The sequence below is a fragment of the Pseudomonas sp. FG43 genome, from assembly GCF_057809175.1.
The window spans coordinates 64112-88630 of sequence record NZ_JBMDJL010000003.1 but is presented as its reverse complement, the minus strand read 5'-3'; the positions used below and the strand labels follow the sequence as shown (position 1 = coordinate 88630).

Genomic DNA, 24519 nt, shown 5'->3' with positions numbered 1-24519 from the left:
TGGTTTCCAGGGAAAGAGGACGACACTGATGTTGAACAATGCAGACGGGCTGGAAGTACGGCCCTCACGTGACTCGGACAGTCCTTTCATACAGTCGCTCTATCATTCGGCTCGACCTGATTTGCAGTTGATCGATGGCGAGCGCGATCTGGTGGAGGAGGTCATCGCTCAGCAGTTTCGCGTTCAGGAATCCGGCGTGGGCAACGGGTTTCCCAATGCGATGCATTATGTGATCGAGAAGCTTGGCACCTTGATCGGCGCATTGGTGGTGGACTTTGGCCCCAATGAAATTCGTGTGCTGTATCTGGCGTTCATTCCGGCGGCGCGGGGCAAGGGCTACGGGCGGACGGTATTGCAAGGCGTGCAACAGGCTGCCGAAAAGGTCTGTTGTCCTGTTGCAACGGTGGTCTGGGCCAATAACCCTCATGCGCGCCAGCATTATCTGGCGCTTGGGTTTCAGGTCGAAGAGCGGGATGTGGCTGCGGAGCGGCTGGTCTGGTATCCGGGTCAGTCCAAAGCCAGCTGATCAGTTGAAGCTGATGCAGTAATAGGCCAGGTTCGCATCACGCCCCATTGGGGGAACGCGGGAGACGAATACTTCTTCAAGCTTGCCCAGTTCCGGCAGTTCAATGGCGCACAGGCCATCGACGAAGGTGCTGGGCTCCAATGAATTGAGGCTGACGCTGAAGGGCAGGCGCTCATTGTCGGAGAGGCGTGCCAGAGGTTTTTCGTCGATGGACGAGATGGTAATCGGCAACTGACTGCCGTCGTCCAGTTGCAGCGAGCATGGGCTGCCCAGCAGTGCACGAAAATGTTCGACAGTAACGTTTTGCAGCATGGAGCGACTCCAGCAAGAGTGGGAGAGCCCTTCCCTGGGCTCGGAAAGTCAGTTGCGAGTAGGGAAAAGACCCTGCAAGGCAATGCTGAAGTTTACGACCAGGAAGGGGTTCATGCTGTCGATAGGCAAGCTGCCTCCGACGGGTTGCATGGTGCCAGTGATGGCTGTTGAGACGCCTTTCTGCACGATAGGCGCTCCGGTTCCCAGGTCCGGTGCAAACATGTTGGCGGAAGTCGGGCCGGCTGTTGTGCCTCCGACATAGCAGTTGGTGGCCGTTGGCACGATAGAGCCGGTGGCGCTCGGCTGCGCACCCAGATTGATGGTGGTCGTTGCGGTCAGCGTGCTCATCTGGTGTACGTGAGCCGGCATGTTGGCGATGGCGACCGTAACCTTTTCAACGCCTGAAACCGTGCCGATCACCCGGTTGGTCAGGTTGACCCCTGTGCCTTGGTTGACCGGCACACGGCCTTGCAGGTTGGGCAGCATGAAATTCTGTGTCGCGTTTCCTCCATAAATGACGCCCAGCAACGCATACAAGGCGTTGTACTGGCTGATGTTCATCGTCTGGCCGTTGCATTGCGCCCAGCCATTGGGTGCAAAGGGGAAGCCGAACGTCATGATCGAGCCCATAAAAACTTCCATAAACCCTCATCCTTCATATGTTATGGGGTGACACGTGATCCACTCAGGCACCTGCCTTCGGTAGTGGCAATGTGAAAGCGTAGACACTGTTTGGCGAATTGCTGCGCTTTTACATAGCTATGTCGCGATTGAAACAATCAGGTTGGCAGATGACGTTTATTCAATCGTTCCTTCCTGATTTTGGGAAAAAACTGGCAGGTATTCAGGCCGATTTCCGACCATTCATCTGATAGTTGTCATCTATTGAATGTGGAAAGCTTTTGAGTACAAAGGCTTACCCAAAAAAGTTCGCATTTTGTGACTGTGTTGGCTCAAGTTCGGGGAACTGATGTCGAAGTACTACTATGCGCGTACATATTGTTACGTTAGGCTGACATTGGTTTTCAGACGGACAGGGCTCAGGCAGAGGAACGGATGCACGACTTCCACTTTATATCGGGTCTGCCACGCTCGGGATCTACCCTGCTGTCAGCCATTCTTCTGCAAAATCCCCGCTTTCATGCGGGTATGAGCAGCCCGGTTGCCTCGTTGTTTTCCAACGTTCTTGGTCAATGCAGCGCGGGCAGCGAATTCGCTTCGATGATCGATATCAACGCACGCCGGCGCCTGTTGCGCGGGATCTTCGAGTCCTATTACGCCGACAAGACCGACAAATCCATCGTTTTCGATACAAACCGTGGCTGGTCTTCTCGCCTGCCGGCCCTGATGGATCTGTTCCCCAAGTCCAAGGTCATTGCCTGTGTGCGCAATGTGGCCTGGATCATGGACAGCATCGAGCGCGTATATCGCAACAATCCTTTCGAGAACACCAAACTGTTTGTCGATGATACCGAGCGCAACACCGTCTACAGCCGGGTCGAGACCCTTGCGCAACGCAACCGCCTGGTGGGGTTTGCCTGGGCTTCGCTCAAGGAAGCCTATTACGGCGAAAATGCCGATTCCCTGCTGCTGATCGACTACGACCTGCTTGCCCAGGCCCCAGAGCGGGTCATGCGTCTGGTGTATGAATTCATCGGCGAGCCGTGGTTCGAGCACGACTTCAACAACCTCTCCTATGACGCACCGCAGTTCGACGACGCCTTGGGTGTCTCCGGCCTGCACAAGGTAAAACCCAGGGTTGCCTTTGAAAGCAGGCACACGATCCTGCCGCCTGATCTGTTTGAACAGTATTCGAAGCTGTCGTTCTGGAATGACGGTTCGGCAAGTGCTGCCAACGTGATCCGCATGAAATCCGACGCCGCGACCAATTGATCGCGGTTTTCCATATCAGTGTTACAACGTTCGATCTCTGGTGAGCAACATGTGGTGGAATAAGAAAAAGTCGCCGACTGTACAGCGGGCCTCCGTGGATGCTAAATCCCCCGCTTCCCCCATGATCATGTTCCTTGAGCCGCGAATGCTGTTCGATGGCGCCGTTGCTGCCACCGTTGCCGATGCTGCGCAGTCGGACAGCCAGGCGACTGCCGAGGCTGCCAAGACTACCGATCAGGCCAGTGCCAAAGACAGCAGTAGCGATAGCCATGCGCAATCGGCTGCCACGGCAGATATCACGACCACCTCAACGACCGTAACAGGCAGCACCGTGGTCTTCGTCGACTCGCGGGTCAAGGACGCCGACAGCCTGCTCACAGGCGTTGCGCCCGGTGCCCAGGTCGTCATGCTCGATGCCACCAAAGACGGCCTGCAACAGATCGCCGACTACCTGGAATCCCATCAGGGCGTGAGTTCGGTGCAGATCATCGCTCACGGCAACTCGGGTGATCTGTGGCTGGGCAACAGCTATCTGTCGGCCGACAACATCGCTCAACGCAGCGCCTTGCTGGCCGAGATCGGCAATGACATGGTCGCGGGCGGCGATATCCTGATTTACGCCTGTAACACCGCTGAAGGCGAGTTGGGCCTGAGCTTCGTCGATTCGCTTGCACAACTCACCGGGCGCGATATCGCTGCATCGACCAACCGCACCGGTGTGGGCGGCGACTGGACACTGGAAATCGCGACCGGCAGCATCGAAAGCATCGGTGCGCTGTCCCAGCAGGCAATGGATTCTTACCAGTGGGGGCTTGCGACCATCACGGTAACCTCCAACAGCAGTACTGGCGCAGGAACCTTGCGCGCAGCGCTGGCCAGTGCCCAGAACGGCGATATCGTGACCTTCTCCAGCAGCATGACAGTCGCGCTTGACGCCCAGTTGGTGGTCAACAGAAACATCACCATTGATGGCGACCTGAATAACGACGGTGTGGCGGATGTCACGCTGGACGGCCAGAACAGGACCAGTGTGATCCGGGTTACCTCCGGCACGACTGCAACCTTTGACGGCCTGATCATTACACGAGGCGTTGCCAGCACTTCGGGTGCCAATAGTGGTTCAGCGGTTTCAGCGGCTGACGCTGTGGGTGGTGGTATCAATAACGCCGGTAACCTCACGCTGCGTAACGTCACCGTGACAGCCAACTCGGCTGCAGGCGGTGGTGGCGGCGGTGGCGTGCTCTCTCCGACCGTCGGTGGTGGCGGTGGTGGCGGTGGCGGTATTGGTGGTCAGAATGGTGCTACCGGTGGTGTTGCCGGGACCTATTTCCCTACAGCGCCCTCAGCCAACACAGGCGGCAACGGTGCTGGTTTCAACACTGTTTATATGGGCGGGCGTGGCGGTAATGCGAGCGGCGGTGGTGCCGGTAGCATTGGCTCTTCTGGCTACACCAACGGTGGCGCAGGCGGTACGGCGACTTCTGGCGGACGGACCATCGGCGGTGGTGGTGGCGGTTCGGGCTTTGATGCCACTGGCGGCAGAGGCGGCGCGGCGGTGGGCGGTATCTATAACGGCTCTACTGGCACCCTGGCGATCATCGGCACCTCGACCATCAGCAGCAACATCGGTGCGGGCGGTGGCGGTGGTGGTGGCGGTACGATCGGCGGGAACGGCGGCCGGGGTATCGGTGCCATCTGGAACAGGGGTACGCTCAATATCACGGCAAGCAACAACTCGGCCATGAGCGGCAACGTAGGTGTCAGCGGGTCGGGTGGTCAGGCAACCAGCGGTGGTACAAACGGTACCTCGCCAACGGGGGTCAATAACATCTTCAACGATGGTGGAGGGTTGAGTATCACCTACAGTGCTGACGTTACGGCACCCACAATCTCCAGCATCGTGATTGCCAACCCGTCTCTGGGGTCGGGTGGTTCGTCTGCCGTGACGTTCACCTTCAGTGAGCCGGTGTTCGGTCTGGATATTTCCGAGATTGTCGTTCCCAACGGCACCCTGACCAACCTCACGACCACCAACAACATTACATGGACTGCGACGCTGACGGCATCCAACAATGTCGCGGACTCGACCAACGCCATTACCCTGGCCGGTTCGGCCGTGCAGGACTCGGCGGGCAATATCGGTACCGGTACCGGGACGTCCAACAACTATGTGGTCAGTGACACCGTCGCTCCGACCGCATCCATCGTTGTGTCGGACACATCCTTGATCGCGGGCGAAACTTCGCTGGTCACCATCACATTCAGCGAAGCGGTAACGGGTTTCAACAATGCGGATCTGTCGGTTGCCAACGGTACCCTGACCGCAGTAAGCAGCAGTGACGGTGGCATTACCTGGACCGCAACCCTGACGCCGCTCAATAACCTGACCAGTGCTACCAACCTGATCAGTCTGAACATGACCGGCGTGCAGGACTTGTCGGCCAACGCAGGCACTGGCACGGTTTCATCGAACAATTATGCAATCGACACGTCGCGCCCGACCGCCACTATCGTGGTTGCGGACAGTACACTGACTATCGGTGAAACTTCGACGGTGACGATTACCTTCAGTGAAGCGGTAAGCGGTTTTAGCAACGCTGACCTGACTGTCGTCAACGGTAGCCTGACTACAGTGACCACCAGCAACAACATTGTCTGGACGGCCCTCTTCACGCCGGCCAACAACATCTCTGATACCACCAACGTGATCACCCTGGACAATACCGGTGTCACGGATGCCGCAGGTAATACCGGGCTTGCCACGACCATTTCCAATAACTACGCCGTCGATACTGTTCGTCCGACCTCCAGCATTCTGGTTGCCGACGCCAACATTACCGCAGGTGAAACCTCGCTGGTGACCATCACCTTCAGCGAAGCGGTGACCGGTTTTACCAATGCCGACCTGACCGTGCCCAACGGTACCTTGAGTACCGTCAGCAGCAGCGATGGCGGTATCACCTGGACCGCGACCTTTACGCCGACCAACAACATATCCGACACCACCAACCTGATCAGCCTGGATAACTCCGGCGTGACAGACCTGGCTGGCAACTCCGGGAGCGGTAGCACCAACTCAGGCAATTTCACCATCAACACCGTGCGTCCGAACGGGACGATCATTGTCTCCGACAGTTCTTTGTCGATCGGCGAGACCCCAACGGTCACCATCACCTTCAGTGAAGCGGTGGTTGGTTTCAGCAATGCCGACCTGACTGTGGCAAATGGTACATTGAGCCCGGTCAGTAGCAGTGATGGCGGTATCACCTGGACCGCGACCCTGACGCCATCCGCGAACGTGACCGATCTCACCAACGTGATCACTCTGGATATGTCCGGTGTCGCGAATGCTTCTGGCAACGCGGGTCTGGGAACCCTCACCTCGAACAATTACGCCATCGATACCGTACGCCCGACCGCGACTATTGTGGTTGCCAATAACAATCTGTCCATTGGCGAAACCTCGTTGGTCACCATTACTTTCAGTGAAGCGGTGAGCGGCTTCACCAACGCTGACCTGACCGTGAGCAACGGTACGCTGAGTTCGGTCAGCAGCAGCGATGGCGGTATCACCTGGACCGGAACACTGACTCCGGTAGCAGGCGTCACCAATGCCAGTAACATTATCACTCTGACCAATACCGGTGTGGCCGATCTTGCTGGCAACGTGGGCGTTGGTACCACCAATTCAAGCAACTACGCGATCGACACTGTGCGTCCGACTGCAACCATCACAATGGCTGACAGTGCCCTTTCGGTCGGTGAAACCTCGTTGGTAACCTTCACCTTCAGTGAAGCGGTGACCGGCTTCACCAATGGCGACCTGATCGTACCTAACGGCACCTTGAGCACCATCACTAGCAGCGATGGCGGCATTACCTGGACCGCGACCTTCACACCGAATATCAATATCGCTGACACCACCAACCTGATCATCCTGGATAACTCAGGCGTGACAGACCTGGCCGGCAACGCCGGAACCGGTATGACCAACTCGCCCAACTTCACCATCGATACCATGCAGCCCACTGCAACCATCGTGGTAGCGGACAGTTCGTTGAGAGTTGGCGAAACCTCACTGGTCACCATTACCTTCAGCGAAGCGGTGAGCGGTTTTACCAACGCTGATCTGACGGTGACCAATGGTACCTTGAGCACTGTCAGCAGCAGTGATGGCGGTATTACCTGGACGGCGACCTTTACGCCGAACCAGGGCCTGAGCGATGCCACCAACCTCATCACGCTGGATAACACCGGGTTCACCAACGTATCCGGTAACTCGGGTTCCGGCATCACAATCTCGAACAATTACGCCATCGACACCCAGCGTCCGACCTCAACCATCGTGGTTGCCGACAACGCCCTGGCCATTGGTGAAACCTCGTTGGTGACCATCACCTTCAGCGAGGCTGTGACCGGTTTCACCAACGCCGACCTGACCGTGTCCAATGGCACCCTTGGCGCTGTCAGCAGCAGCGACGGCGGTATTACCTGGACCGCAACCCTGACGCCTGCCGCCAACATCACCAGTGCCAGCAATGTCATCACTCTGGATAACACAGGTGTGAGCGATCAGGCAGGCAATACGGGCTCTGGCATCACGACCTCAGGCAACTATGCCATCGACTCTGCGCGCCCGACCGCGAGTATCGTCGTGGCGGACAGCACGCTGATCGCTGGCGAAACCTCACTGGTGACCATTACCTTCAGCGAAGCGGTGAGTGGTTTCACCAATGGCGACCTGAGCGTGGCCAACGGTACCTTGAGTACCGTCAGCAGCAGCGATGGCGGTATCACCTGGACAGCGACTTTCACGCCGGCCAACAATATTGTCGATACCACCAACCTGATCACCCTGGATAACACCGGCGTGACAGATCTGGCTGGCAACACCGGGACCGGCACGACCAACTCCAACAACTACACCATCGACACTGCGCGCCCGACTGCAACCATCGTGGTAGCGGACAACGCGCTGCGAGTCGGTGAAACTTCGTTGGTGACCATTACCTTCAGCGAAGCGGTGAGCGGTTTCACCAACGCCGACCTGACCATAGCCAACGCCACCTTGAGCTCCGTCAGCAGCAGCGATGGCGGTATCACCTGGACGGCAACTCTGACGCCGACCGCCAGCGTGACCGACACCACGAACCTGATCACGCTGGATAACACGGGCGTCGCCAATGCTTCCGGCAACATCGGCAGCGGCACGACCGACTCCAACAACTACGCCATCGACACCCAGCGCCCGACCTCAACCATCGTGGTTGCCGACAACGCCCTGGCCATTGGTGAAACCTCGTTGGTGACCATCACCTTCAGCGAGGCTGTGACCGGTTTCACCAACGCCGACCTGACCGTGTCCAATGGCACCCTTGGCGCTGTCAGCAGCAGCGACGGCGGTATTACCTGGACCGCAACCCTGACGCCTGCCGCCAACATCACCAGTGCCAGCAATGTCATCACTCTGGATAACACAGGTGTGAGCGATCAGGCAGGCAATACGGGCTCTGGCATCACGACATCGGGCAACTATGCCATCGACTCTGCGCGTCCGACCGCGGCTATCGTCGTGGCGGACAGCACGCTGATCGCTGGCGAAACCTCACTGGTGACCATCACCTTCAGCGAAGCGGTGAGTGGTTTCACCAATGGCGACCTGAGCGTGGCCAACGGTACCTTGAGTACCGTCAGCAGCAGCGATGGCGGTATCACCTGGACAGCGACGTTCACGCCGGCCAACAACATTGTCGATACCACCAACGTGATCACCCTGGATAACACCGGCGTGACAGATCTGGCTGGCAACACCGGGACCGGCACGACCAACTCCAACAACTACATCATCGACACAGCGCGCCCGACTGCAACCATCGTGGTAGCGGACAACGCGCTGCGAGTCGGTGAAACTTCGTTGGTGACCATTACCTTCAGCGAAGCGGTGAGCGGTTTCACCAACGCCGACCTGACTGTGGCCAACGGCACCTTGAGCACCGTCAGCAGCAGCGATGGCGGTATCACCTGGACGGCAACCCTGACGCCGACCGCCAGCGTGACCGACACCACCAACCTGATCACGCTGGATAACACGGGCGTCGCCAATGCTTCCGGCAACACCGGCAGCGGCACGACCGACTCCAACAACTATGCGATTGATACGTCACGCCCGACGGCGACCATTGTGGTAGCCAACAGCACACTGGGGATCGGTCAAACCTCGCCAGTGACCATCACGTTCAGTGAAGCGGTCACTAACTTCGACCTGTCAGACCTCAGCGTAGCCAGCGGTACTCTGTCGAACCTGGTCAGCAGCGACGGCGGCATTACCTGGACCGCAACCCTGACACCAACGGCGAATATCAGTGATGCGACCAACTTCGTCGTCATGGACACCAGCAACGTTACGGACCTGGCGGGCAACGCCGGTAGCGGTGTTATCAACTCTGCCAACTACATTGTTGACGGTCAGGCTCCCAGCATTTCGAGCATTGTGGTTGCCAACCCGAACCTGACCACGGGCCAGACCACTCAGGTGACCTTTACTTTCAGTGAACGTGTCAGCAACTTCGATCTTTCGGACCTCAGCGTAGCCAACGGTACCCTGTCCAATCTGGCCAGCAACGATGGCGGCCTGACCTGGACTGCGACCCTGACCCCGACAGCGAATACTCAGGCTCCGAGCAACTTCATCACGCTCGACAGCAGCAATGTGACGGACCTGGCAGGCAATACCGGTATCGGTATCACCAACTCCAGCAGCTACGCAGTCACTACCCTTTCTCAAGGTGGCGATCCACAGTTCCGCATTAGCGATTCGGTCCCTCTGATCAGCCAGCCAAACCTGCCATTGCAGCCGACGCTCTTTGGCCCGCCGACCGGCAATCTCGGTTCGCCGCTGAGTTTCGCGCCGTTGTTTGAGGTGCGCACCACAGGCGACGGTCTGCCGCCTCTGGGTAACATCTTCATCAGCAATGGCGCGTTGGCTCCAAGCTTCATTGCACAGGTCTTCAGCTCGAGTGAGACTGGCGGCAGCACGGGGGCCGCTGGCGGTTTCCTTGGTTTCAGCAGCGGGGAAGGTGGCGTGTTCGGCAACAGCACCTTGTCGACGCTGTTCAGTCGCGAGTCCTCCACGGACACCTCGGCGCAAAGTACTTTTGACAGCGGTAGCAGCCGTGGCCTGAGCGATTCCTCACAAGGTATTCGTGGCAGCTTTGGCGCGTTGACACTGGAGCAACAGTTGCAATTGCTCAAGGATGGCGAGCAGAAACAGCTGCATGAACTAGCATGGGCTTTGGGGAAAGCCGGTATCAGTGAAGTGCAGGCCTGAGACAAGGTTTGAGTCAGGCGCCGGCAAATCCCGGCGCTTATAAAAAAGAATGGGTAGTCAGGGGCGGTCGAACGGATGAAAAGAAGTAAGAAGTTATTCAGTGTCAGCCTGCTGGCGCTGATAGTCAGTGGTTGTGCTGTCACCAGTCAACCTATCGACCGTAGTGTCAGTGAGCAACGTGCGCAAAGCGATCTGCAACTGATGTACAAGGATCAGGAGCCACTGAACGGCCCACTGACCCTGCACCAGGCCATGGCTCGTGCAGTCAAGTACAACCTTGAAGCGCGTCTGAAGATCATGGAAGAAGCCTTGGCCAAGCGTCAGTTGGACCTTGCCAGCTTCGACATGTTGCCACGCATGGCGCTGTCCGCAGGTTATGCCGGACGCAGCAACGTCAGCGCCTCCAGCAGCGAAAGCGTCGAGACTGGCACCCAGTCTCTGGAACCCTCGACTTCCCAGGATCGCAGCCGTCGTGTCGCCGACCTCACCATGGTCTGGAACGTGCTCGACTTCGGCGTCAGCTACATCAGCGCCAAGCAGCAGGGTGACCAGCGCCTGATCGTTCAGGAGCGTCGTCGCAAAGTCGTCAACACCATCGTTCAGGACGTGCGCTCGGCCTATTGGCGTGCGGTGGCGGCCGAGCGTCTGCTCAAGCAGATCGACAGCCTGATGGCCCGCGTCGAACAAGCTCAGAGCAACAGCCAGAAGATGAGCGCACAGCGCGTCGGCGACCCGGTTCAGGCGCTGAGCTACCAGCGTTCATTGATCCAGGCGACCCGTCAGCTTGAAGAGCAGCGCAAGGCGCTGTCTCTGGCCAAGACCGAACTGTCGACCCTGATCAACCTGCCACTGGGCAGCGAACTGACCCTTGCGACCCCGGACGATTACTCGATCCCGGAACTCAAGGTCGACATGGGCGTGCTTGAACACGAAGCACTGGCCAGCCGTCCGGAACTGCGTGAGCAGGATTACCAGACCCGCATCAGCTCTGCCGAAACCCGCAAGGCCATGCTGCGTCTGCTGCCGGGCCTGGAGTTCTCCGCGGGTGGTCATTACGACAGCAACTCCTTCCTGGTCAATGACAAATGGGCCGACATGGGCGTCAAGGTCACCTGGAACCTGTTCAACGTGATCTCCGCTCCTGCGGCCATCGATGTGGCCAAGGCCGGTGAAGAAGTCGCTGCGGCGCGTCGTCAGGCCATGTCCATTGCCGTACTGGCTCAGCTTTACGTGGCCAACGCCAACTACCGTGAAGCCTTGCGCCAGTTCAAGACCAGCCAGCAACTGTCGAGCATCGACGGCGAAATCGTTGGTCAACTGCGCAACCGTTACAAGGCGGCAGGTATTGGTGAACTGGACCTGATCCAGGGCGAACTCAATACCCTGCAAGCCGACCTGCGCCGTGACCTGGCCTACGCCGACCTACGCAATGCCTACGGGCAGATCTTCGCCAGCGCCGGGCTTGATCCATTGCCGGAGCAACTGCCTTCGACCGATGTTCAAGTGATCGCGGGTGCCTTGGCGTCGCGTGAAAACCAATGGTCTGCCGGCAACATCGCCCAGCCCGTGAAAGCGGCTGAAGTACAGGCCAAGTAAGCGGATCCGTGCTTCCGGCCTTTTCCCGCCTGCCTGTAACAGTGGACTTGCCTCTGCTGTTACAGGCGCTCTCGCGTATTGCCGATACGGCCTGGACCGCGCATTTCAATGCCGGTTACTACGACGGGCAGTGGTCGGGTGTCGCGCTGATTTCCGCTGCCGACGCCCTGACGGAGTTATCGTCAGGTGCAGGCGAACCCATCCCCCGAGATCCTTGGCAAGCCGACGACCGCTGGGCTGCTGCCTTGCACGACCTGCCGCTGGATATTCGCAGCGCCCGCCTGCTGCGACTTGGGCCGGGTAGCCGAATCCACGAACACCGCGATTACGACCTCGGCGGACCGCAGGCTGATCGTCGTTTGCACATTCCCTTGCTCAGTTCGCCGGACGTGGATTTCATGCTGGACCGCCAGCGCATCCCGATGAGTGCGGGCGAGTGCTGGTTTCTGGATCTGGCCCGACCTCACAGTGTCGATAACTGGGGGCAGCAAGAGCGTGTTCATCTGGTGCTCGACTGCCGCCCCAATGCCTGGCTTGAACAGCAGATCGAAGCCGGTTTATCCACAACCCCACCCGCTGGCCAAGGCCGGGCAGCCGAAGCCTTTGCACAGTTCAGGGCCTTGCTGGAGTGCGATTCCCGGTTGTGTCGCATCTTGCAGGACGAACCGGACAGCGAGGCTTTCATCACCCGTACCCTGGCGCTGGGTGCCGAGCGCGGTCTGCATTTCGGTCGTGAAGACATACGCGCCGCGATGCGTCTGGGGCGCAATCAATGGAACCGACAATGGACAGCCTGAAAGACTGGCTGCCCATCCGCATCTGGCAGGAAGCTGAAGAATGGCGGGTGGACTGGTGCTGGTTTGGCGACCGCAAGCTCGACCAACCCTTCTTCCGCGATGCGGTGGACGAAGCGCTGCGCCTGCCTTTCAACCAGGCGTTCCGTCGTGAAACACCTCTTGCCGTGTTGTGTGATTGGCAACTGCCTGCCATCGACCCCACTGCGTTCGTTTATCACGCCTCGCGCTGCGGTTCGACCCTCATCGGCCAGATGCTGGCGCAGCTCGACGAAGCGATAGTGATTTCCGAACCACCGCCGCTCGATGCGCTGCTGCGCGGCACGCTTGAGCCTGAAGTGCGCAATGCTGCCTTGCGTGGCCTGCTCGCCGCCTATGGTCAGATCCGAGGCGGCACCGAGCAAAAGCTGGTGATCAAACTGGATGCGTGGAACATCGGCGAACTGCCGCTGCTGCGCGAGTGCTTTCCTGACGTGCCGTGGATGTTTGTGTATCGCGAGCCTCTGGAAATCGCCGTCTCCCACATGCGCCGTGCAGGCATGCACATGGTGCCCGGCATCATTGGCCCCAGCTCACTGGACGGGGAAAGTCAGGGCAATGTCCGGGAAGACTACATTGCTCAGCGACTGGGCCGGATTCTCGACTTCGGTCTTGAATACTGCCGCGTCTTTGCTGGCCTGCCGGTGAACTACCGGGAACTTCCCGGGGCGATGCAAGGGCACCTGTCGGACTTCTTCGGGCTTGATGCTGCGCAATGCAGCAAGGCGCTGCTGGCGACGGTCCAGCACGCCAAACAACCGGGTCAGGTATTTGTTGCCGACAGCCGGGATAAACATCGCGAGGCCACCGACCTGCTCAAGGACCGGATAGAATGCTGGACCCGCACTTCCTACGAGGCGCTGGAAGTCTTGCGAGGTGAGCGAAGCCTCAATCGGCAGGCATAAGCTCGATAGCACTACACATTTCCATTATTGGCCTGGGAGCATAATTTCCCGGGCATCGCTGTGAATGCTCAACAGGAAGTCCAGGTATGGCTGCGGGTAAAAGAACATTGTGGGGCGATGTGAAATTCATTGTGCTGGCTGTCATCTTTTTGCTGATAGCCGTACCCGGAAGTTTTGCGGCTTACCGGCTTTTCTGGACCGATGCGACGCTTTGTCTTGCGGAAGGGAAGGTGCTGAGTGATGAAGAGCATCGGCAGCGGTTTCTTGAGAGTCTGGTCAGGCTTGAAGTTGATAATAGTTATATTTATAAGAGACACGATGGTAATACACATCTAAAGGCCGGGATCATATACGAAGGCTGGCGCTATGATTTTATGCGGACTCTCCAAGTATCAAGAGTCAATACCAAATCGTTTGAAGAAAACTTTGGAGTAAAAATTGTTGCGCCGGTCAGTAATGAGGCCAGGTTTGAGTATCCTCGGGAACCCTTTGTGCTGGTGAGCTCTTTTGATGGAGGGCAGGGTTCAGCAACGTTTATTGCCTCTCGAGATGTAAAGCTTGTAAGCGACCCGAGTGAGTTACTCGAAAAGATCAGTATGTACGACCGGCTTCTTGGTTTTGGAAGCAAATTCTATGAAATTACCCACAGCGGATTAAATACCGAATGCTGTGGAAGTAAAAAGCACGGCGAAACTGAAGATGAGTATCGGTCCAGGAAAGATTTCGCCTATCAAACGACGATGAATTCGATTTCAAGAGGCTTTACAACTCGTACAGCCGTTACTGCTGCCTCGGGCTGTGGGGATGTACTGACAGATAAAAATGAGAATGGGTTTGATATGCGCCACATAAGGTGGGTGACGGTCAGGGACAGGTGAGGCTATTGCAGGGCAGTCGCGTGATGTCAGCGTGTCATGAGGATGGGATGGCTGTCGTTTTCTGGTGCCGATGAGCCGATTATTTTGCTTATTCGGCTCATATGGTGAGCTGAATAGCGCTACTATTCGGCTCACACCCAGAGAACCTTCCCATGAGCGAACCCCTGAACTGGATCTGGCAGCACCCGGACTGGCCGCATTTTCGCTGGCAGGCTGAGCCGTTGGCGGTGTTGTTACGTGAGTGCTTTCAGGCTCAGGGCCAGTTGCTGGGCATGTTGAGCGCCGCAGGCACGGATACCAGCGCGCAAACGGAGCTGGATGCTCTGTTGCAAAACATCATCACTTCATCGGCCATCGAGGGAGAGCAACTGAATGTTGGTTCGGTGCGTTCTTCGCTTGCCAGGCGGCTTGGGCTTGAAGGCGGTCAACAGACCAACCCGCGCAGCGAAGGCTTGGCAGAGTTGATGCTCGATGCCACGCAACAACATCATGCTGCACTGACCATTGAGAGAATGCTGCGCTGGCATACTCTGCTGTTTCCAGAGCCGCAATCGCTTATGGCTCACAATATTCGAGTGGGAAGCTTGCGAGGCGAAGAGCCCATGCAAGTGGTTTCTGGACGCATCGATCAACCCACTGTGCATTTTGAAGCACCGCCACGCCAAGGTCTGGAAGCGCAACTGCAGGCATTTCTGGACTGGTTCAATGCCAGTCGCTCCGATGTCAGCCTTGATCCTTTGTTACGTGCAGGGCTGGCGCACTTCTGGTTCGTGACGCTCCATCCTTTCGACGATGGCAATGGACGCCTTACTCGGGCCATCACCGATCTGGCGCTGGCTCAGGCGGAAAATCAGTCCATTCGCTTTTACGCCATGTCCGCCAGCATCCTCGCCACTCGGCAGGATTACTACCGCATTCTGGAACGCACCCAGAAGGATGGCCTGGATATCACGTCATGGCTGCAATGGTTTCTTCAGACCTTACTGCATACCCTGCAACAAGCGATCAAACGTATCGACCGGGTTCTGGCAAAGGCGCGTTTCTGGCAACAGCACCGCGATAAAGGTCTGGCACCTGAGCAAATCAAAGTCCTGAACCGCTTGCTGGATGGAACCCTGCTGGCCGACAAACCAGGTTTTGAAGAAGGCATCAGCGCCGGGCAATACCAGGCCGTTACCAAAGTCAGTAAAGCCACGGCCACCCGGCATCTGGCCGACCTGCTGGAAAAAGGCTGTTTGCAGAAACTGCCGGGAGGCGGGCGGAGTACGCGGTATGAGGTGAGTTGGGGTTAAATGATCTGGCCTTTCACGAATGAATTCGCTACTCATCGTGTGAGGGGCCTTGGCCGCGACTGAAGGACAACCCACTCCTCGTGCCTCCGATAGCAAGACGCCTCCCTTTCCCTTGAGTGAAATTTCCGAGAAAATCCCGACCGCTTGCGCCCTGTTATTCGGGTCTCTAACCTCCTGCCGTCGCTGCAAAATCAGCGATCAGGTTTGGTAGACCTAAAGTTTATTGGCGCAAGGCGCCACCTTTTGCGAGGCGCTTTTTTACGGCCTGTGTTTTGGTGGCCGTGCGCATGGCGTCCTTGGACGCGCCGGGTGCCAATAACCGGTTCTACCAACTTGCGTGCGGCCGCCACCCAATCGTTGGTAGCGATGGATGACGGCTCCTTTTGGTTTATTGGAGTTGTATCTGATGCTCAAAGTCACCCCCGACCCACCCGTTATCCCCACCGCCCACTTCATCGCCAACGAAGCATTGAGCTACGAAGAAGCACTTATCCGCGCTTCCGATCTGCTGCGTTGCGCCATGGCCACTGCATACGAATGCGGCGACGGCCTCAGTGGCTCGCAGCGTGATCTGGCATTTTCTGTGGTTCATCTGATCGAGATGGCCAATACGCTGCTGGAGCGGTCGTTGCGGTAGACGGGTTTTTCGCGAATGAATTCGCTTCTGCGCGGGTACGAATTCATTCGCGAAACCTGTGTCATTGACTCTTCGTGGCGGTCAACTTGATTGGAACAGTCAGCGTTCCTCCCCAGTTGTAATCGGAGGCAGCCCTTATACCCAATCTCAGTACACCTTCGTAATTATCGTCGGGCAGAAGCAATAAATTGTCCGAGAGGTGATAGCTCAGTTTCCAATAGACGCTATGGTCATTGCTCAAGCATGACCTGACCGCATGCATGGGATATTCCTCGGGACAATCTCCATGTCTGAGGGTGCCGCGCAGGACGACGTGGTAAGGCACTCTATGTGTGCCCACCACCAGCGTTTTCAGTTTTGTATAGTGCTCTCCCTCAATCGCTTGAAGCGTTGTCGGACCTTCCTCCTTGCCATAAGCAACAAGGCCAATGAAAGACTTGAAGTCCGGTATGGCTATTGTTCCCTGAGTCGTTGGATTTGCAGAAACGTTCCATTCCGACGAATACTGCACACTGGGTCTGATGGGGTCTGGCAGGTTGAGATCTACGATGGATTTGCGCGCCTCTGCGCTGTAAGGAAACTCCCACTTATCAAAGAAACCACTTAAATTTCTACCGACAATTCTGCTGCTATTAACCGCAAACCAGTCGATCTTTTTCTGATCTGTCGAGAAATCATCGGCATTCTCACCTCGCGCATAGGCAATCCGGAAATCCTTGGCGAACTGTGCATGCCAGTCCGGGAAGGAGATATACAGTTGCCCGAGCATCATTAACGTTTTATCTCCAGCGTTGTCGGGGACTTCAGGTAACCCCTCCATTGCCAGGAATCGCCCTACAGCTTCCGGGTCCGAGATTATATAGGCTCCGAATCGTGGGTGGCACCGCTGGAAGTTGGCGACTTTATTACCTGTCAACATTCGGCAAGCTTCCAGCGAGAACAGGTTGTTGCTGATTTCTGTGAGGTGGTTCCATTTCCATGCCAGTTGATTTTGGTGACCATATTCATGCCAGTCACCCCATTGGCTGGTCACCCGGTTTCCACCAAAATTTATTCCGACCAGTCCGTTGTAATAATGAGACATACAGCAAATATTGAAGCTTGCCTGATACATTGATAAGGCTAACGTATCAAGTGGCGTATCGGTCTGCCATGTAAAGCCATTGAATTGATCATAGCGGGTTGTAACGATCAGGTGCTCCCTCATCATGGCATCTATATCTTTATCGGCATGCTGCAAGGCGACGGATGCAGGGAAGTCCATCACGGTTCTGCCGTTGAACAGGTAGACCTGGCCTGAGGGGTCAGGCTTTTTGGCGATCGCTGGCCAGTTGCTCGGTGGTGTTACTCCGAAGAGATAGAGCGACGTGTTTTCATGGGGCGGTGAGGTGCTTATATTGACAAATTGGCCCCAGCTGCTCCAGTTATTCATGTTTTTGCCGGCGTCCACACAGGCAAGCATCAGCATGCCGGGAATGGTTGCTTTGTAGACCTGAGTCGAGTTTTTCTTCAAGGTCATTCTGTTCGTGGCCGAGGCCCCGTAAGGCTTGTCGAAGTTGGCGAATGTGTGAGCGGAACAGCGTGTAAGCAGACTGGGATAGTCTTTGACGTTCAGAGTTATCTCATCGTCGACCGCCAGATAAACATGAGTGGGTATATAGATGTTTCTACGCTGCCATCCCCCCACGCGCCTCATTTCATTATCTTGTTCTTCGAGAACGGGAATATTATACGTGTCTTCATCGTCTCCATATATTTCATTTATCCGTAATTGCCACAGCAATACTTCGCCGATCACACCTTGTGTGGAGGCTTGAGAAATATCGTTTTTTCTATCGAGGGATTCCGAAGGTACTAATGTTTCTTTGTCATCATGGATGGCGTCGACTTCGGCATGGGCGGTGATCCCCGTGACTAATGTTAACAGGATGACGATTGAGTGAAGGTATAAGCGAGTGGCGTTATATAACCTCGCTTGGTAATAAGGCGTGTTCATTGTCTGGCTCCTTTTTATAGTGCTTCCTTTATTGGATGTAGTTTAGTTTGCCCATCATTGAATGGGCGCATGCAGGTATATCGTTTGGCAATACTCATGGGCCATTCAGGAGCGAACTCATTCGCGAAAAGCAGCCCGAATCCCGATTCATTACTCCAACCGTAACGATTCCGCTCGCTGCTTGATTGATGCTCCACACCCTTCGCTCCTAAGGTGACCCACGACAGCGAATTCGTGGAGTGATCATGACAACAATAATGAACCCCGACGCACGCTGGTCGCGTCGTCGCAGTGAGAAACAGCGGCGGCTCGAACAGGTGCGAGCCCTCGCCGATGGTGTGGTGTTGCCGACCGACAAGATTGTCGCGGCGCTGGAGGCCTTGCTGGTTTCCGGGGACCGGGTGGTGCTGGAAGGCAACAACCAGAAGCAGGCAGACTTTCTTTCCCGGGCACTGGCCAAGGTCGATCCGGCCAAGGTGCACGATCTGCACATGATCATGCCCAGTGTCGGTCGGGCCGAGCATCTGGACCTTTTCGAGCAGGGCATCGCCCGCAAACTGGATTTCTCTTTCGCCGGAACACAAAGCCTGCGCATCAGCCAGTTGCTTGAAGACGGGCTGCTGGAAATCGGCGCCATCCATACCTATATCGAACTGTATTCGCGGCTGGTGGTGGACCTGATCCCCAACGTGGTGCTGGCCGCTGGTTTCATGGCCGACCGGGCAGGCAATATCTACACCGGCCCGAGCACCGAAGACACTCCGGCTCTGATCGAACCCGCAGCCTTCAGCGACGGCATTGTCATCGTCCAGGTCAACCAGTTGGTGGATGACGTCAGCGAACTGCCACGTGTCGACATCCCGGCCTCCTGGGTCGATTTCGTGGTGGTGGCTGACAAGCCGTTCTATATCGAGCCGCTGTTCACCCGCGATCCTCGCCACATCAAGCCGGTGCATGTGCTGATGGCGATGATGGCGATTCGCGGCATCTATGAAAAACACAACGTTCAGTCGCTCAACCACGGCATTGGTTTCAACACCGCCGCCATTGAGCTGATCCTGCCGACCTACGGCGAATCTCTGGGCCTCAAAGGCAAGATCTGCCGCAACTGGACACTCAATCCGCACCCGACGCTGATCCCCGCCATTGAAAGTGGCTGGGTCGAAAGTGTGCATTGCTTCGGCACCGAGCTGGGCATGGAAAACTACATCGCCGCCCGGCCCGATGTGTTCTTTACCGGGCGTGACGGCTCGCTGCGCTCCAACCGCCAGTTGTGCCAACTGGCCGGGCAGTACGCGGTGGATCTGTTTATCGGCGCGACCTTGCAGGTCGATGGCGACGGGCATTCCTCGACCGTTACTCGCGGTCGGCTGGCAGGCTTCGGTGGTGCGCCCAACATGGGTCATGACCCTCGCGGTCGTCGCCATGCAACTCCGGCCTGGCTCGATATGCGCCAGCAGAGTGGCGATGCTCCCGAGGCTTATCTGGAGCGTGGCAAGAAGCTGGTGGTGCAGATGGTCGAGACTTTCCAGGAAGGCGGCAAACCCACCTTTGTCGAAACTCTCGATGCAGTTGAAGTGGCCAAGAAGAGCGGCATGCCACTGGCACCGATCATGATCTATGGCGATGACGTCACCCACCTGCTCACCGAAGAGGGCATCGCCTATCTGTACAAGGCACGCAGCCTTGAAGAGCGTCAGGCGATGATCGCCGCCGTGGCAGGCGTGACGGTGATCGGCATGCGCCACAACCCCAAGGACACTGCGCGCATGCGCCGTGAAGGCCTGATTGCCTTGCCGGAAGACCTGGGGATTCGTCGCACCGATGCCAGCCGTGAATTGCTTGCTGCCAAGAGCATTGCCGAGCTGGTCCAGTGGTCTGGCGGCTTGTACAACCCGCCTGCGAAATTCAGGAGCTGGTGATGCGCGCACTCAAACTGGATTCGCCACCCGTTACCCTTGGCGAGCACCTGGCCGATATGGCTGTGGAAGCGCTGATAGACGAAGCCGACCTGTCACCCAAGCCTGCATTGGTGGACCGGCGCGGCAGCGGGGCGCACACCGATCTGCACTTGGGCCTGATGCATGCGTCGGCCTTGTCGCTGTGGCCAACCTTCAAGCAAATGGCCGATGCCGCTCTGGAGTTCGGTGAAGTAGGCCAACCGTTGCGTGAGGCCTTGGGCAGGCTCGGGCGCGAAGGTGAAAGCGACATGCTGCGCGCCACTGCTGGTGTGAACACCCATCGTGGTGCTATCTGGGCCTTGGGGCTGCTGGTGGCGGCTGCTGCGCTGGAACCGGAAAACTGTAAGCCAGCGGCTATCTGTTCGCGGGCTGCGCAGTTGGCACTGATCGAGGATCGTTATGCCGTCGCTCAGCCCAGCAATGGCCGCGAGGTCGCACGGCGTTATGGCGCGATGGGGGCTCGGGAGCAGGCGCAGCTTGGCTTCCCGGCGATCACCCGCTTTGGCCTGCCACAACTGCAACACAGCCGTGCGGCGGGCTGTGGTGAGCAGAATTCCCGGCTGGATGCCTTGCTGTCGATCATGACCACTCTGGCGGACACCTGCGTGCTGCACCGTTCCGGAATGACCGGGCTTGAAGCCATGCAGCGCGGCGCACAGCGGGTTCTGGATGCTGGCGGCAGTGCCAGCCTGGCAGGGCGCCGCTATCTGCAAGAGCTGGATCAGCAACTGCTGAGCCTGAATGCTTCTCCTGGAGGCGCAGCCGATCTGCTCGCCGCCTGCCTGTTTATCGATAGCCTTGAGCCTGCGCTCGGCCATTCATCGAGGAGTCTTTGATCATGGAAACCCTGTCTTTTGAATTTCCTGCCGGGCAGCCGCCCAGAGGCCGTGCATTGGTGGGCTGTGTGGGGTCGGGCGACCTGGAAGTGCTGCTGGAGCCGGGCTTGCCGGGCAAGCTGTCGATCCAGGTGGTGACCTCGGTCAATGGTGCATCTGCGCGTTGGCAACATCTGTTCGAGCGCATGTTCGATGGCCAGACACCGCCAGCCCTGAGCATCGATATCCATGATTTCGGTGCGACACCGGGCGTGGTGCGTCTGCGTCTGGAACAAGGTTTCGAGGAGATCGGCCATGACTGATACCGCTCGTTTGCTGAGCCAGCACAGCTTTATCGAACTGGGTGCCCGTCAGCGTGCCCGTGCCTTGCTGGATGCTGGCAGCTTTCGTGAGCTGCTTGATCCTTTCGCTCGCGTCATGTCGCCCTGGCTGGAGCGCCAGGGTGTCGTGCCTCAGGCCGATGATGGTGTTGTGGTCGCCAAGGGCACGGTTGATGGTCGGCCTGTAGTGATTGCGGCCATCGAGGGTGCGTTTCAGGGCGGCAGCATGGGCGAAGTGGGCGGCGCAAAAATGGCCGGAGCACTGGAGCTGGCTGCCGAAGACAACCGCAAGGGCATTCCGACCGCTGCGATTCTGTTGCTGGAAACCGGCGGCGTGCGTTTGCAGGAAGCCAATCTGGGACTGGCAGCGATTGCCGAGATTCATGCGGCGATTGTCGATCTGCGCCAGTACCAGCCGGTGATCGGTGTGGTGGCGGGCAGTGTCGGGTGCTTTGGCGGCATGTCCATCGCGGCAGGCTTGTGCAGCTATTTGCTGGTCACCCAGGAGGCCCGTCTGGGCTTGAACGGCCCACAGGTGATCGAGCAGGAGGCGGGCATCGAAGAGTATGACTCTCGCGACCGGCCGTTTATCTGGAGCCTGACCGGTGGTGAGCAACGTTTCGCCAGCGAACTGGTGGATGGTTTTGCTGCTGACGATGTGGCGGATATCCGGCAGCAGGTCAGTGGCTGGCTCGGTGACGGCGTACCTGCCCAGCATCGCAGCAGCCAGTACGACCTGTTCCTGCAGCGTCTCTCGCGCCTGGACACCACGCCGCAGATTGACCCGCAGGCGGTGCGCACCCTCTATCAAGGAGCCAAGTCATGAGTGATTCCCCACGTGGTTTGAACTGGTTCAACGCCTTGAGCGCGCAGGCCAGAGAAGTGGTGGGCTTGCCCGCATCGGTTAAGGCCGCGGACGGCAGCTTTGGTAATCGGCCGGTACGTTTTCTGGCCGTAATCGCCGATGGCGACAACCGTTTTCCCCGCGCGCGCAATGGGGAAGTCGGTTTGCTGGAAGGCTGGGGGCTGGCCAAGGCAGTGGACGATGCCATCGAACTGGATCGTCAGGCTGATCACAAACGTGCGTTGATCGCGATTATCGATGTGCCGAGCCAGGCCTATGGCCGCCGCGAGGAAGCCTTGGGGATTCACCAGGCACTGGCGGGTGCCGTGGACAGTTACGCTCGTGCCCGTCTGGCCGGGCATCCGGTGATTGGCCTGTTGGTGGGCAAAGCCATGTCCGGTGCCTTTCTGGCCCATGGTTATCAAGCCAACCGACTGATTGCCCTGCGTGATCCGGGGGTAATGGTGCATGCCATGGGCAAGGCGTCCGCCGCCCGTGTGACGTTGCGCAGTGTCGAAGAGCTGGAAAAGCTCGCTGCCAGCATCCCGCCCATGGCCTATGACATCGACAACTATGCGAGTCTGGGTCTGCTCTGGGAAACCTTGCCGGTCAGCCAGATCGAACAGCCCGGTGCGGATGATCTGGCCAAGGTGCAGAACGTCCTGAGCAGTGCCATCGAGGATGTGCAGCGTAGCGGCACTGACCTGAGCGGTCGTCTGGGGGCCAGCAATCGTGCAGCCTCGTCGACCGTGCGCCAACTGTTGCGGGCTCAGTGGTAATGAATACCCCGCTGACGGTGCTGCCCCATGACTTGTTGTGGGGTATGCCTCTGTCCGACTTGCCTGCGGATGCACCCGACTGGGTGTTTGAAGTGGTCAGCAAGGGCCAGCCCGTGGTGGTGCGCCGTGCGTCGGTAGCAGCGGGGCAGGTGGCGGTGGGTATTCGCGGGTCGCTTCGCGAGCAGCGTTATGCCGCGATCATGGCTTGCTCGGCTATCGAGCGTCATGTGCGCCCTGAGCAACTGACTCATCTTGCCACTAGAAATCCTTGCAATTGGCCTGCGCTGGATGCCTTGCGTCAGGTTCGTCCAGTGATGGATGTATTGGGGTTGAGTTGGGGTGTCAGCGGCAGTGCGGGCTTTGAACTGGCCAGTGGTTTTTCGGCACTGCATCAGGGCAGCGATCTGGATCTGATTCTGCGCACGCCCGAGAGTGTGAGTCGCGCCTGGGCGGCCGAACTGGTGGAGGCGCTGGAAACCGATACCTGTCGGGTCGATGTCCAACTGCAACTGAACGATGGGGCGGTGGCGTTGCGTGAATGGGCCGGGGCTTCCCGTCAGGTTCTGCTCAAAAGCTCGACAGAAGCTCGATTGGTCAGCGATCCATGGCAGCCGCCAAGGATGTGCGCATGAGCAGCTTCTGGGTGTTTCCCGGTCAGGGCGCGCAGCAGGCGGGCATGTTGCACCAGTTGCCGGATTCGCCCGTGGTGCGTGATTGCCTGCACGAAGCTGCCGAGGTGCTGGATGAGGATGTACTGCGGCTTGATCACGCCGACGCGCTGCAATCGACTCGTGCTGTTCAGCTTTGTCTGTTGATCGCCGGAGTGGCTTATGCCCGAGTGTTGCAACAACTCGGTTGTCAGCCGGATTACGTCGCAGGCTTGTCGATTGGCGCTTATCCGGCAGCCGTAGTCGCCAATGCGTTGGCTTTCGAGGATGCGCTTGGGCTGGTGGCCTTGCGGGGTGAGTTGATGCAGAACGCCTACCCCGAAGGCTATGGCATGACTGCCATTATCGGTTTGGATCAAGCCTGCATCGAGGCATCGATTGCTCAGGTTCACAGCCAGGATTCGCCGGTGTTTCTGGCCAATATCAACGCCGAGAACCAATGTGTCATTGCAGGCAGCAGCCAGGCGATGGAGCGGGTCGGGCGTCTGGCAAAAGAGGCCGGTGCAGCCGCCGTCAAACGGCTGGCTGTGAGCGTGCCGTCCCATTGCGTCCTGCTTGAGGAGCCAGCGCAAGTATTGGCCAAGGCATTCGCCAATGTGCGGCTTGAGGTGCCCAGAGTGCGTTACCTCAGTGGCAGTACGGCGCGCCCCATCGTGAATGCTGAAAAGCTGCGTGATGACCTGACTTTCAACATGTGCCGGGTCATCGACTGGCGCAGCACCGTGCAGACCGCCTACGAGCGCGGCGTGCGGTTACAGATCGAATTACCGCCTGGCACCGTGCTGACGGGGCTGGCGCGCAAGGTGTTTGAACAAGGAACGGCAGTCGCTTTTCAAGGCGCTCGCCTGGACAGTCTGGTCGCGTTGTCGCGAGAGGAGGGAACCCGCAATCCATAGAGATGCTGAGTGCAATGCTG

General features: G+C 57.9%; 19 protein-coding genes. 16 read left to right on the top strand and 3 right to left on the bottom strand.

Going from position 1 to position 24519, the window contains the following annotated elements:
• Positions 1–28: 28 nt before the first annotated feature.
• Positions 29–526 carry a GNAT family N-acetyltransferase gene (locus ACODS3_RS05465; protein WP_201018869.1) on the top strand — a complete coding sequence of 166 codons (498 nt, stop codon included), beginning with the start codon at positions 29–31 and terminating at the stop codon, positions 524–526.
• Here ACODS3_RS05465 and ACODS3_RS05460 read toward each other — a convergent pair whose 3' ends face one another.
• Both ACODS3_RS05460 and ACODS3_RS05455 read right to left on the bottom strand, forming a co-directional pair.
• On the bottom strand, positions 527–838 hold the full coding sequence (locus tag ACODS3_RS05460) for a DUF6916 family protein (RefSeq protein WP_201003835.1): 312 nt from the start codon (positions 836–838) through the stop codon (positions 527–529).
• Between the two features lie 48 nt (positions 839–886).
• Positions 887–1480: a phage tail protein gene (locus ACODS3_RS05455; RefSeq protein WP_201018868.1), complete on the bottom strand. Its 594-nt coding sequence runs from the start codon at positions 1478–1480 to the stop codon at positions 887–889.
• 414 nt (positions 1481–1894) lie between these two features.
• On the opposite strand from ACODS3_RS05455, the gene ACODS3_RS05450 reads away from it, so the two are divergent.
• The 8 genes from ACODS3_RS05450 (at position 1895) to ACODS3_RS05415 (ending at position 16199) form a co-directional block, all read left to right on the top strand.
• Positions 1895–2731 (top strand): sulfotransferase family protein, encoded by an 837-nt coding sequence (locus ACODS3_RS05450; RefSeq protein ID WP_489033623.1) that lies wholly within the window; start codon positions 1895–1897, stop codon positions 2729–2731.
• A 145-nt stretch (positions 2732–2876) separates the two neighbouring features.
• A complete protein-coding gene (locus ACODS3_RS05445) occupies positions 2877–10058 on the top strand; it encodes an Ig-like domain-containing protein (protein WP_489033832.1) in 7182 nt (2393 codons plus the stop codon).
• A 75-nt stretch (positions 10059–10133) separates the two neighbouring features.
• On the top strand, positions 10134–11654 hold the full coding sequence (locus ACODS3_RS05440) for a TolC family protein (RefSeq protein WP_201005187.1): 1521 nt from the start codon (positions 10134–10136) through the stop codon (positions 11652–11654).
• An 8-nt stretch (positions 11655–11662) separates the two neighbouring features.
• Complete coding sequence (locus ACODS3_RS05435) at positions 11663–12451, top strand: aspartyl/asparaginyl beta-hydroxylase domain-containing protein (protein ID WP_236250212.1); 789 nt, start codon at positions 11663–11665, stop codon at positions 12449–12451.
• Complete coding sequence (locus ACODS3_RS05430; protein WP_201018865.1) at positions 12439–13392, top strand: sulfotransferase family protein; 954 nt, start codon at positions 12439–12441, stop codon at positions 13390–13392. The genes ACODS3_RS05435 and ACODS3_RS05430 overlap by 13 nt, the downstream gene beginning before the upstream one ends.
• Before the next feature lie 86 nt (positions 13393–13478).
• Entirely contained in the window at positions 13479–14270 is a 792-nt protein-coding gene (locus ACODS3_RS05425) for a hypothetical protein (protein WP_236250211.1), read from the top strand.
• A 152-nt stretch (positions 14271–14422) separates the two neighbouring features.
• Positions 14423–15562, top strand: a complete 1140-nt coding sequence (locus ACODS3_RS05420) for a Fic family protein (protein WP_201005184.1) — start codon at positions 14423–14425, stop codon at positions 15560–15562.
• Between the two features lie 406 nt (positions 15563–15968).
• Positions 15969–16199 carry a DUF6124 family protein gene (locus ACODS3_RS05415; protein WP_201005180.1) on the top strand — a complete coding sequence of 77 codons (231 nt, stop codon included), beginning with the start codon at positions 15969–15971 and terminating at the stop codon, positions 16197–16199.
• 61 nt (positions 16200–16260) lie between these two features.
• Here the strand turns inward: ACODS3_RS05415 and ACODS3_RS05410 are convergent, their stop codons facing one another.
• On the bottom strand, positions 16261–18195 hold the full coding sequence (locus ACODS3_RS05410) for a M60 family metallopeptidase (RefSeq protein ID WP_489033619.1): 1935 nt from the start codon (positions 18193–18195) through the stop codon (positions 16261–16263).
• Positions 18196–18440: 245 nt separating this feature from the next.
• On the opposite strand from ACODS3_RS05410, the gene mdcA reads away from it, so the two are divergent.
• From mdcA to mdcH, 7 genes are read left to right on the top strand one after another with little or no spacing between them, the layout of a single operon-like run.
• Complete coding sequence (gene mdcA / locus ACODS3_RS05405; protein WP_201005176.1) at positions 18441–20117, top strand: malonate decarboxylase subunit alpha; 1677 nt, start codon at positions 18441–18443, stop codon at positions 20115–20117.
• Positions 20117–20992 carry a triphosphoribosyl-dephospho-CoA synthase gene (locus tag ACODS3_RS05400; RefSeq protein ID WP_489033616.1) on the top strand — a complete coding sequence of 292 codons (876 nt, stop codon included), beginning with the start codon at positions 20117–20119 and terminating at the stop codon, positions 20990–20992. Before mdcA ends, ACODS3_RS05400 begins: the two co-directional genes overlap by 1 nt.
• 2 nt (positions 20993–20994) lie before the next feature.
• Positions 20995–21294: a malonate decarboxylase subunit delta gene (locus tag ACODS3_RS05395; protein ID WP_201005173.1), complete on the top strand. Its 300-nt coding sequence runs from the start codon at positions 20995–20997 to the stop codon at positions 21292–21294.
• The gene (locus ACODS3_RS05390; protein WP_201005172.1) at positions 21287–22138 is read left to right on the top strand and encodes a biotin-independent malonate decarboxylase subunit beta; all 852 of its coding nucleotides are present in this window, start codon (positions 21287–21289) and stop codon (positions 22136–22138) included. The genes ACODS3_RS05395 and ACODS3_RS05390 overlap by 8 nt, the downstream gene beginning before the upstream one ends.
• The gene (gene mdcE, locus ACODS3_RS05385; RefSeq protein WP_489033614.1) at positions 22135–22935 is read left to right on the top strand and encodes a biotin-independent malonate decarboxylase subunit gamma; all 801 of its coding nucleotides are present in this window, start codon (positions 22135–22137) and stop codon (positions 22933–22935) included. The genes ACODS3_RS05390 and mdcE overlap by 4 nt, the downstream gene beginning before the upstream one ends.
• A complete protein-coding gene (locus tag ACODS3_RS05380) occupies positions 22929–23567 on the top strand; it encodes a malonate decarboxylase holo-ACP synthase (RefSeq protein WP_489033612.1) in 639 nt (212 codons plus the stop codon). The genes mdcE and ACODS3_RS05380 overlap by 7 nt, the downstream gene beginning before the upstream one ends.
• Positions 23564–24499 carry a malonate decarboxylase subunit epsilon gene (mdcH, locus tag ACODS3_RS05375; protein WP_489033610.1) on the top strand — a complete coding sequence of 312 codons (936 nt, stop codon included), beginning with the start codon at positions 23564–23566 and terminating at the stop codon, positions 24497–24499. Before ACODS3_RS05380 ends, mdcH begins: the two co-directional genes overlap by 4 nt.
• Positions 24500–24519: the final 20 nt, after the last annotated feature.

Bases quoted from the DNA above. Each gene is read 5' to 3' on its own strand.
- ACODS3_RS05465 (WP_201018869.1), top strand. From the start codon at position 29: ATGTTGAACAATGCAGACGGGCTGGAAGTACGGCCCTCACGTGACTCG.
- ACODS3_RS05460 (WP_201003835.1), bottom strand. From the start codon at position 838: ATGCTGCAAAACGTTACTGTCGAACATTTTCGTGCACTGCTGGGCAGC.
- ACODS3_RS05455 (WP_201018868.1), bottom strand. From the start codon at position 1,480: ATGGAAGTTTTTATGGGCTCGATCATGACGTTCGGCTTCCCCTTTGCA.
- ACODS3_RS05450 (WP_489033623.1), top strand. From the start codon at position 1,895: ATGCACGACTTCCACTTTATATCGGGTCTGCCACGCTCGGGATCTACC.
- ACODS3_RS05445 (WP_489033832.1), top strand. From the start codon at position 2,877: ATGCTGTTCGATGGCGCCGTTGCTGCCACCGTTGCCGATGCTGCGCAG.
- ACODS3_RS05440 (WP_201005187.1), top strand. From the start codon at position 10,134: ATGAAAAGAAGTAAGAAGTTATTCAGTGTCAGCCTGCTGGCGCTGATA.
- ACODS3_RS05430 (WP_201018865.1), top strand. From the start codon at position 12,439: ATGGACAGCCTGAAAGACTGGCTGCCCATCCGCATCTGGCAGGAAGCT.
- ACODS3_RS05425 (WP_236250211.1), top strand. From the start codon at position 13,479: ATGGCTGCGGGTAAAAGAACATTGTGGGGCGATGTGAAATTCATTGTG.
- ACODS3_RS05420 (WP_201005184.1), top strand. From the start codon at position 14,423: ATGAGCGAACCCCTGAACTGGATCTGGCAGCACCCGGACTGGCCGCAT.
- ACODS3_RS05415 (WP_201005180.1), top strand. From the start codon at position 15,969: ATGCTCAAAGTCACCCCCGACCCACCCGTTATCCCCACCGCCCACTTC.
- ACODS3_RS05410 (WP_489033619.1), bottom strand. From the start codon at position 18,195: ATGAACACGCCTTATTACCAAGCGAGGTTATATAACGCCACTCGCTTA.
- mdcA (WP_201005176.1), top strand. From the start codon at position 18,441: ATGACAACAATAATGAACCCCGACGCACGCTGGTCGCGTCGTCGCAGT.
- ACODS3_RS05400 (WP_489033616.1), top strand. From the start codon at position 20,117: ATGCGCGCACTCAAACTGGATTCGCCACCCGTTACCCTTGGCGAGCAC.
- ACODS3_RS05395 (WP_201005173.1), top strand. From the start codon at position 20,995: ATGGAAACCCTGTCTTTTGAATTTCCTGCCGGGCAGCCGCCCAGAGGC.
- ACODS3_RS05390 (WP_201005172.1), top strand. From the start codon at position 21,287: ATGACTGATACCGCTCGTTTGCTGAGCCAGCACAGCTTTATCGAACTG.
- mdcE (WP_489033614.1), top strand. From the start codon at position 22,135: ATGAGTGATTCCCCACGTGGTTTGAACTGGTTCAACGCCTTGAGCGCG.
- mdcH (WP_489033610.1), top strand. From the start codon at position 23,564: ATGAGCAGCTTCTGGGTGTTTCCCGGTCAGGGCGCGCAGCAGGCGGGC.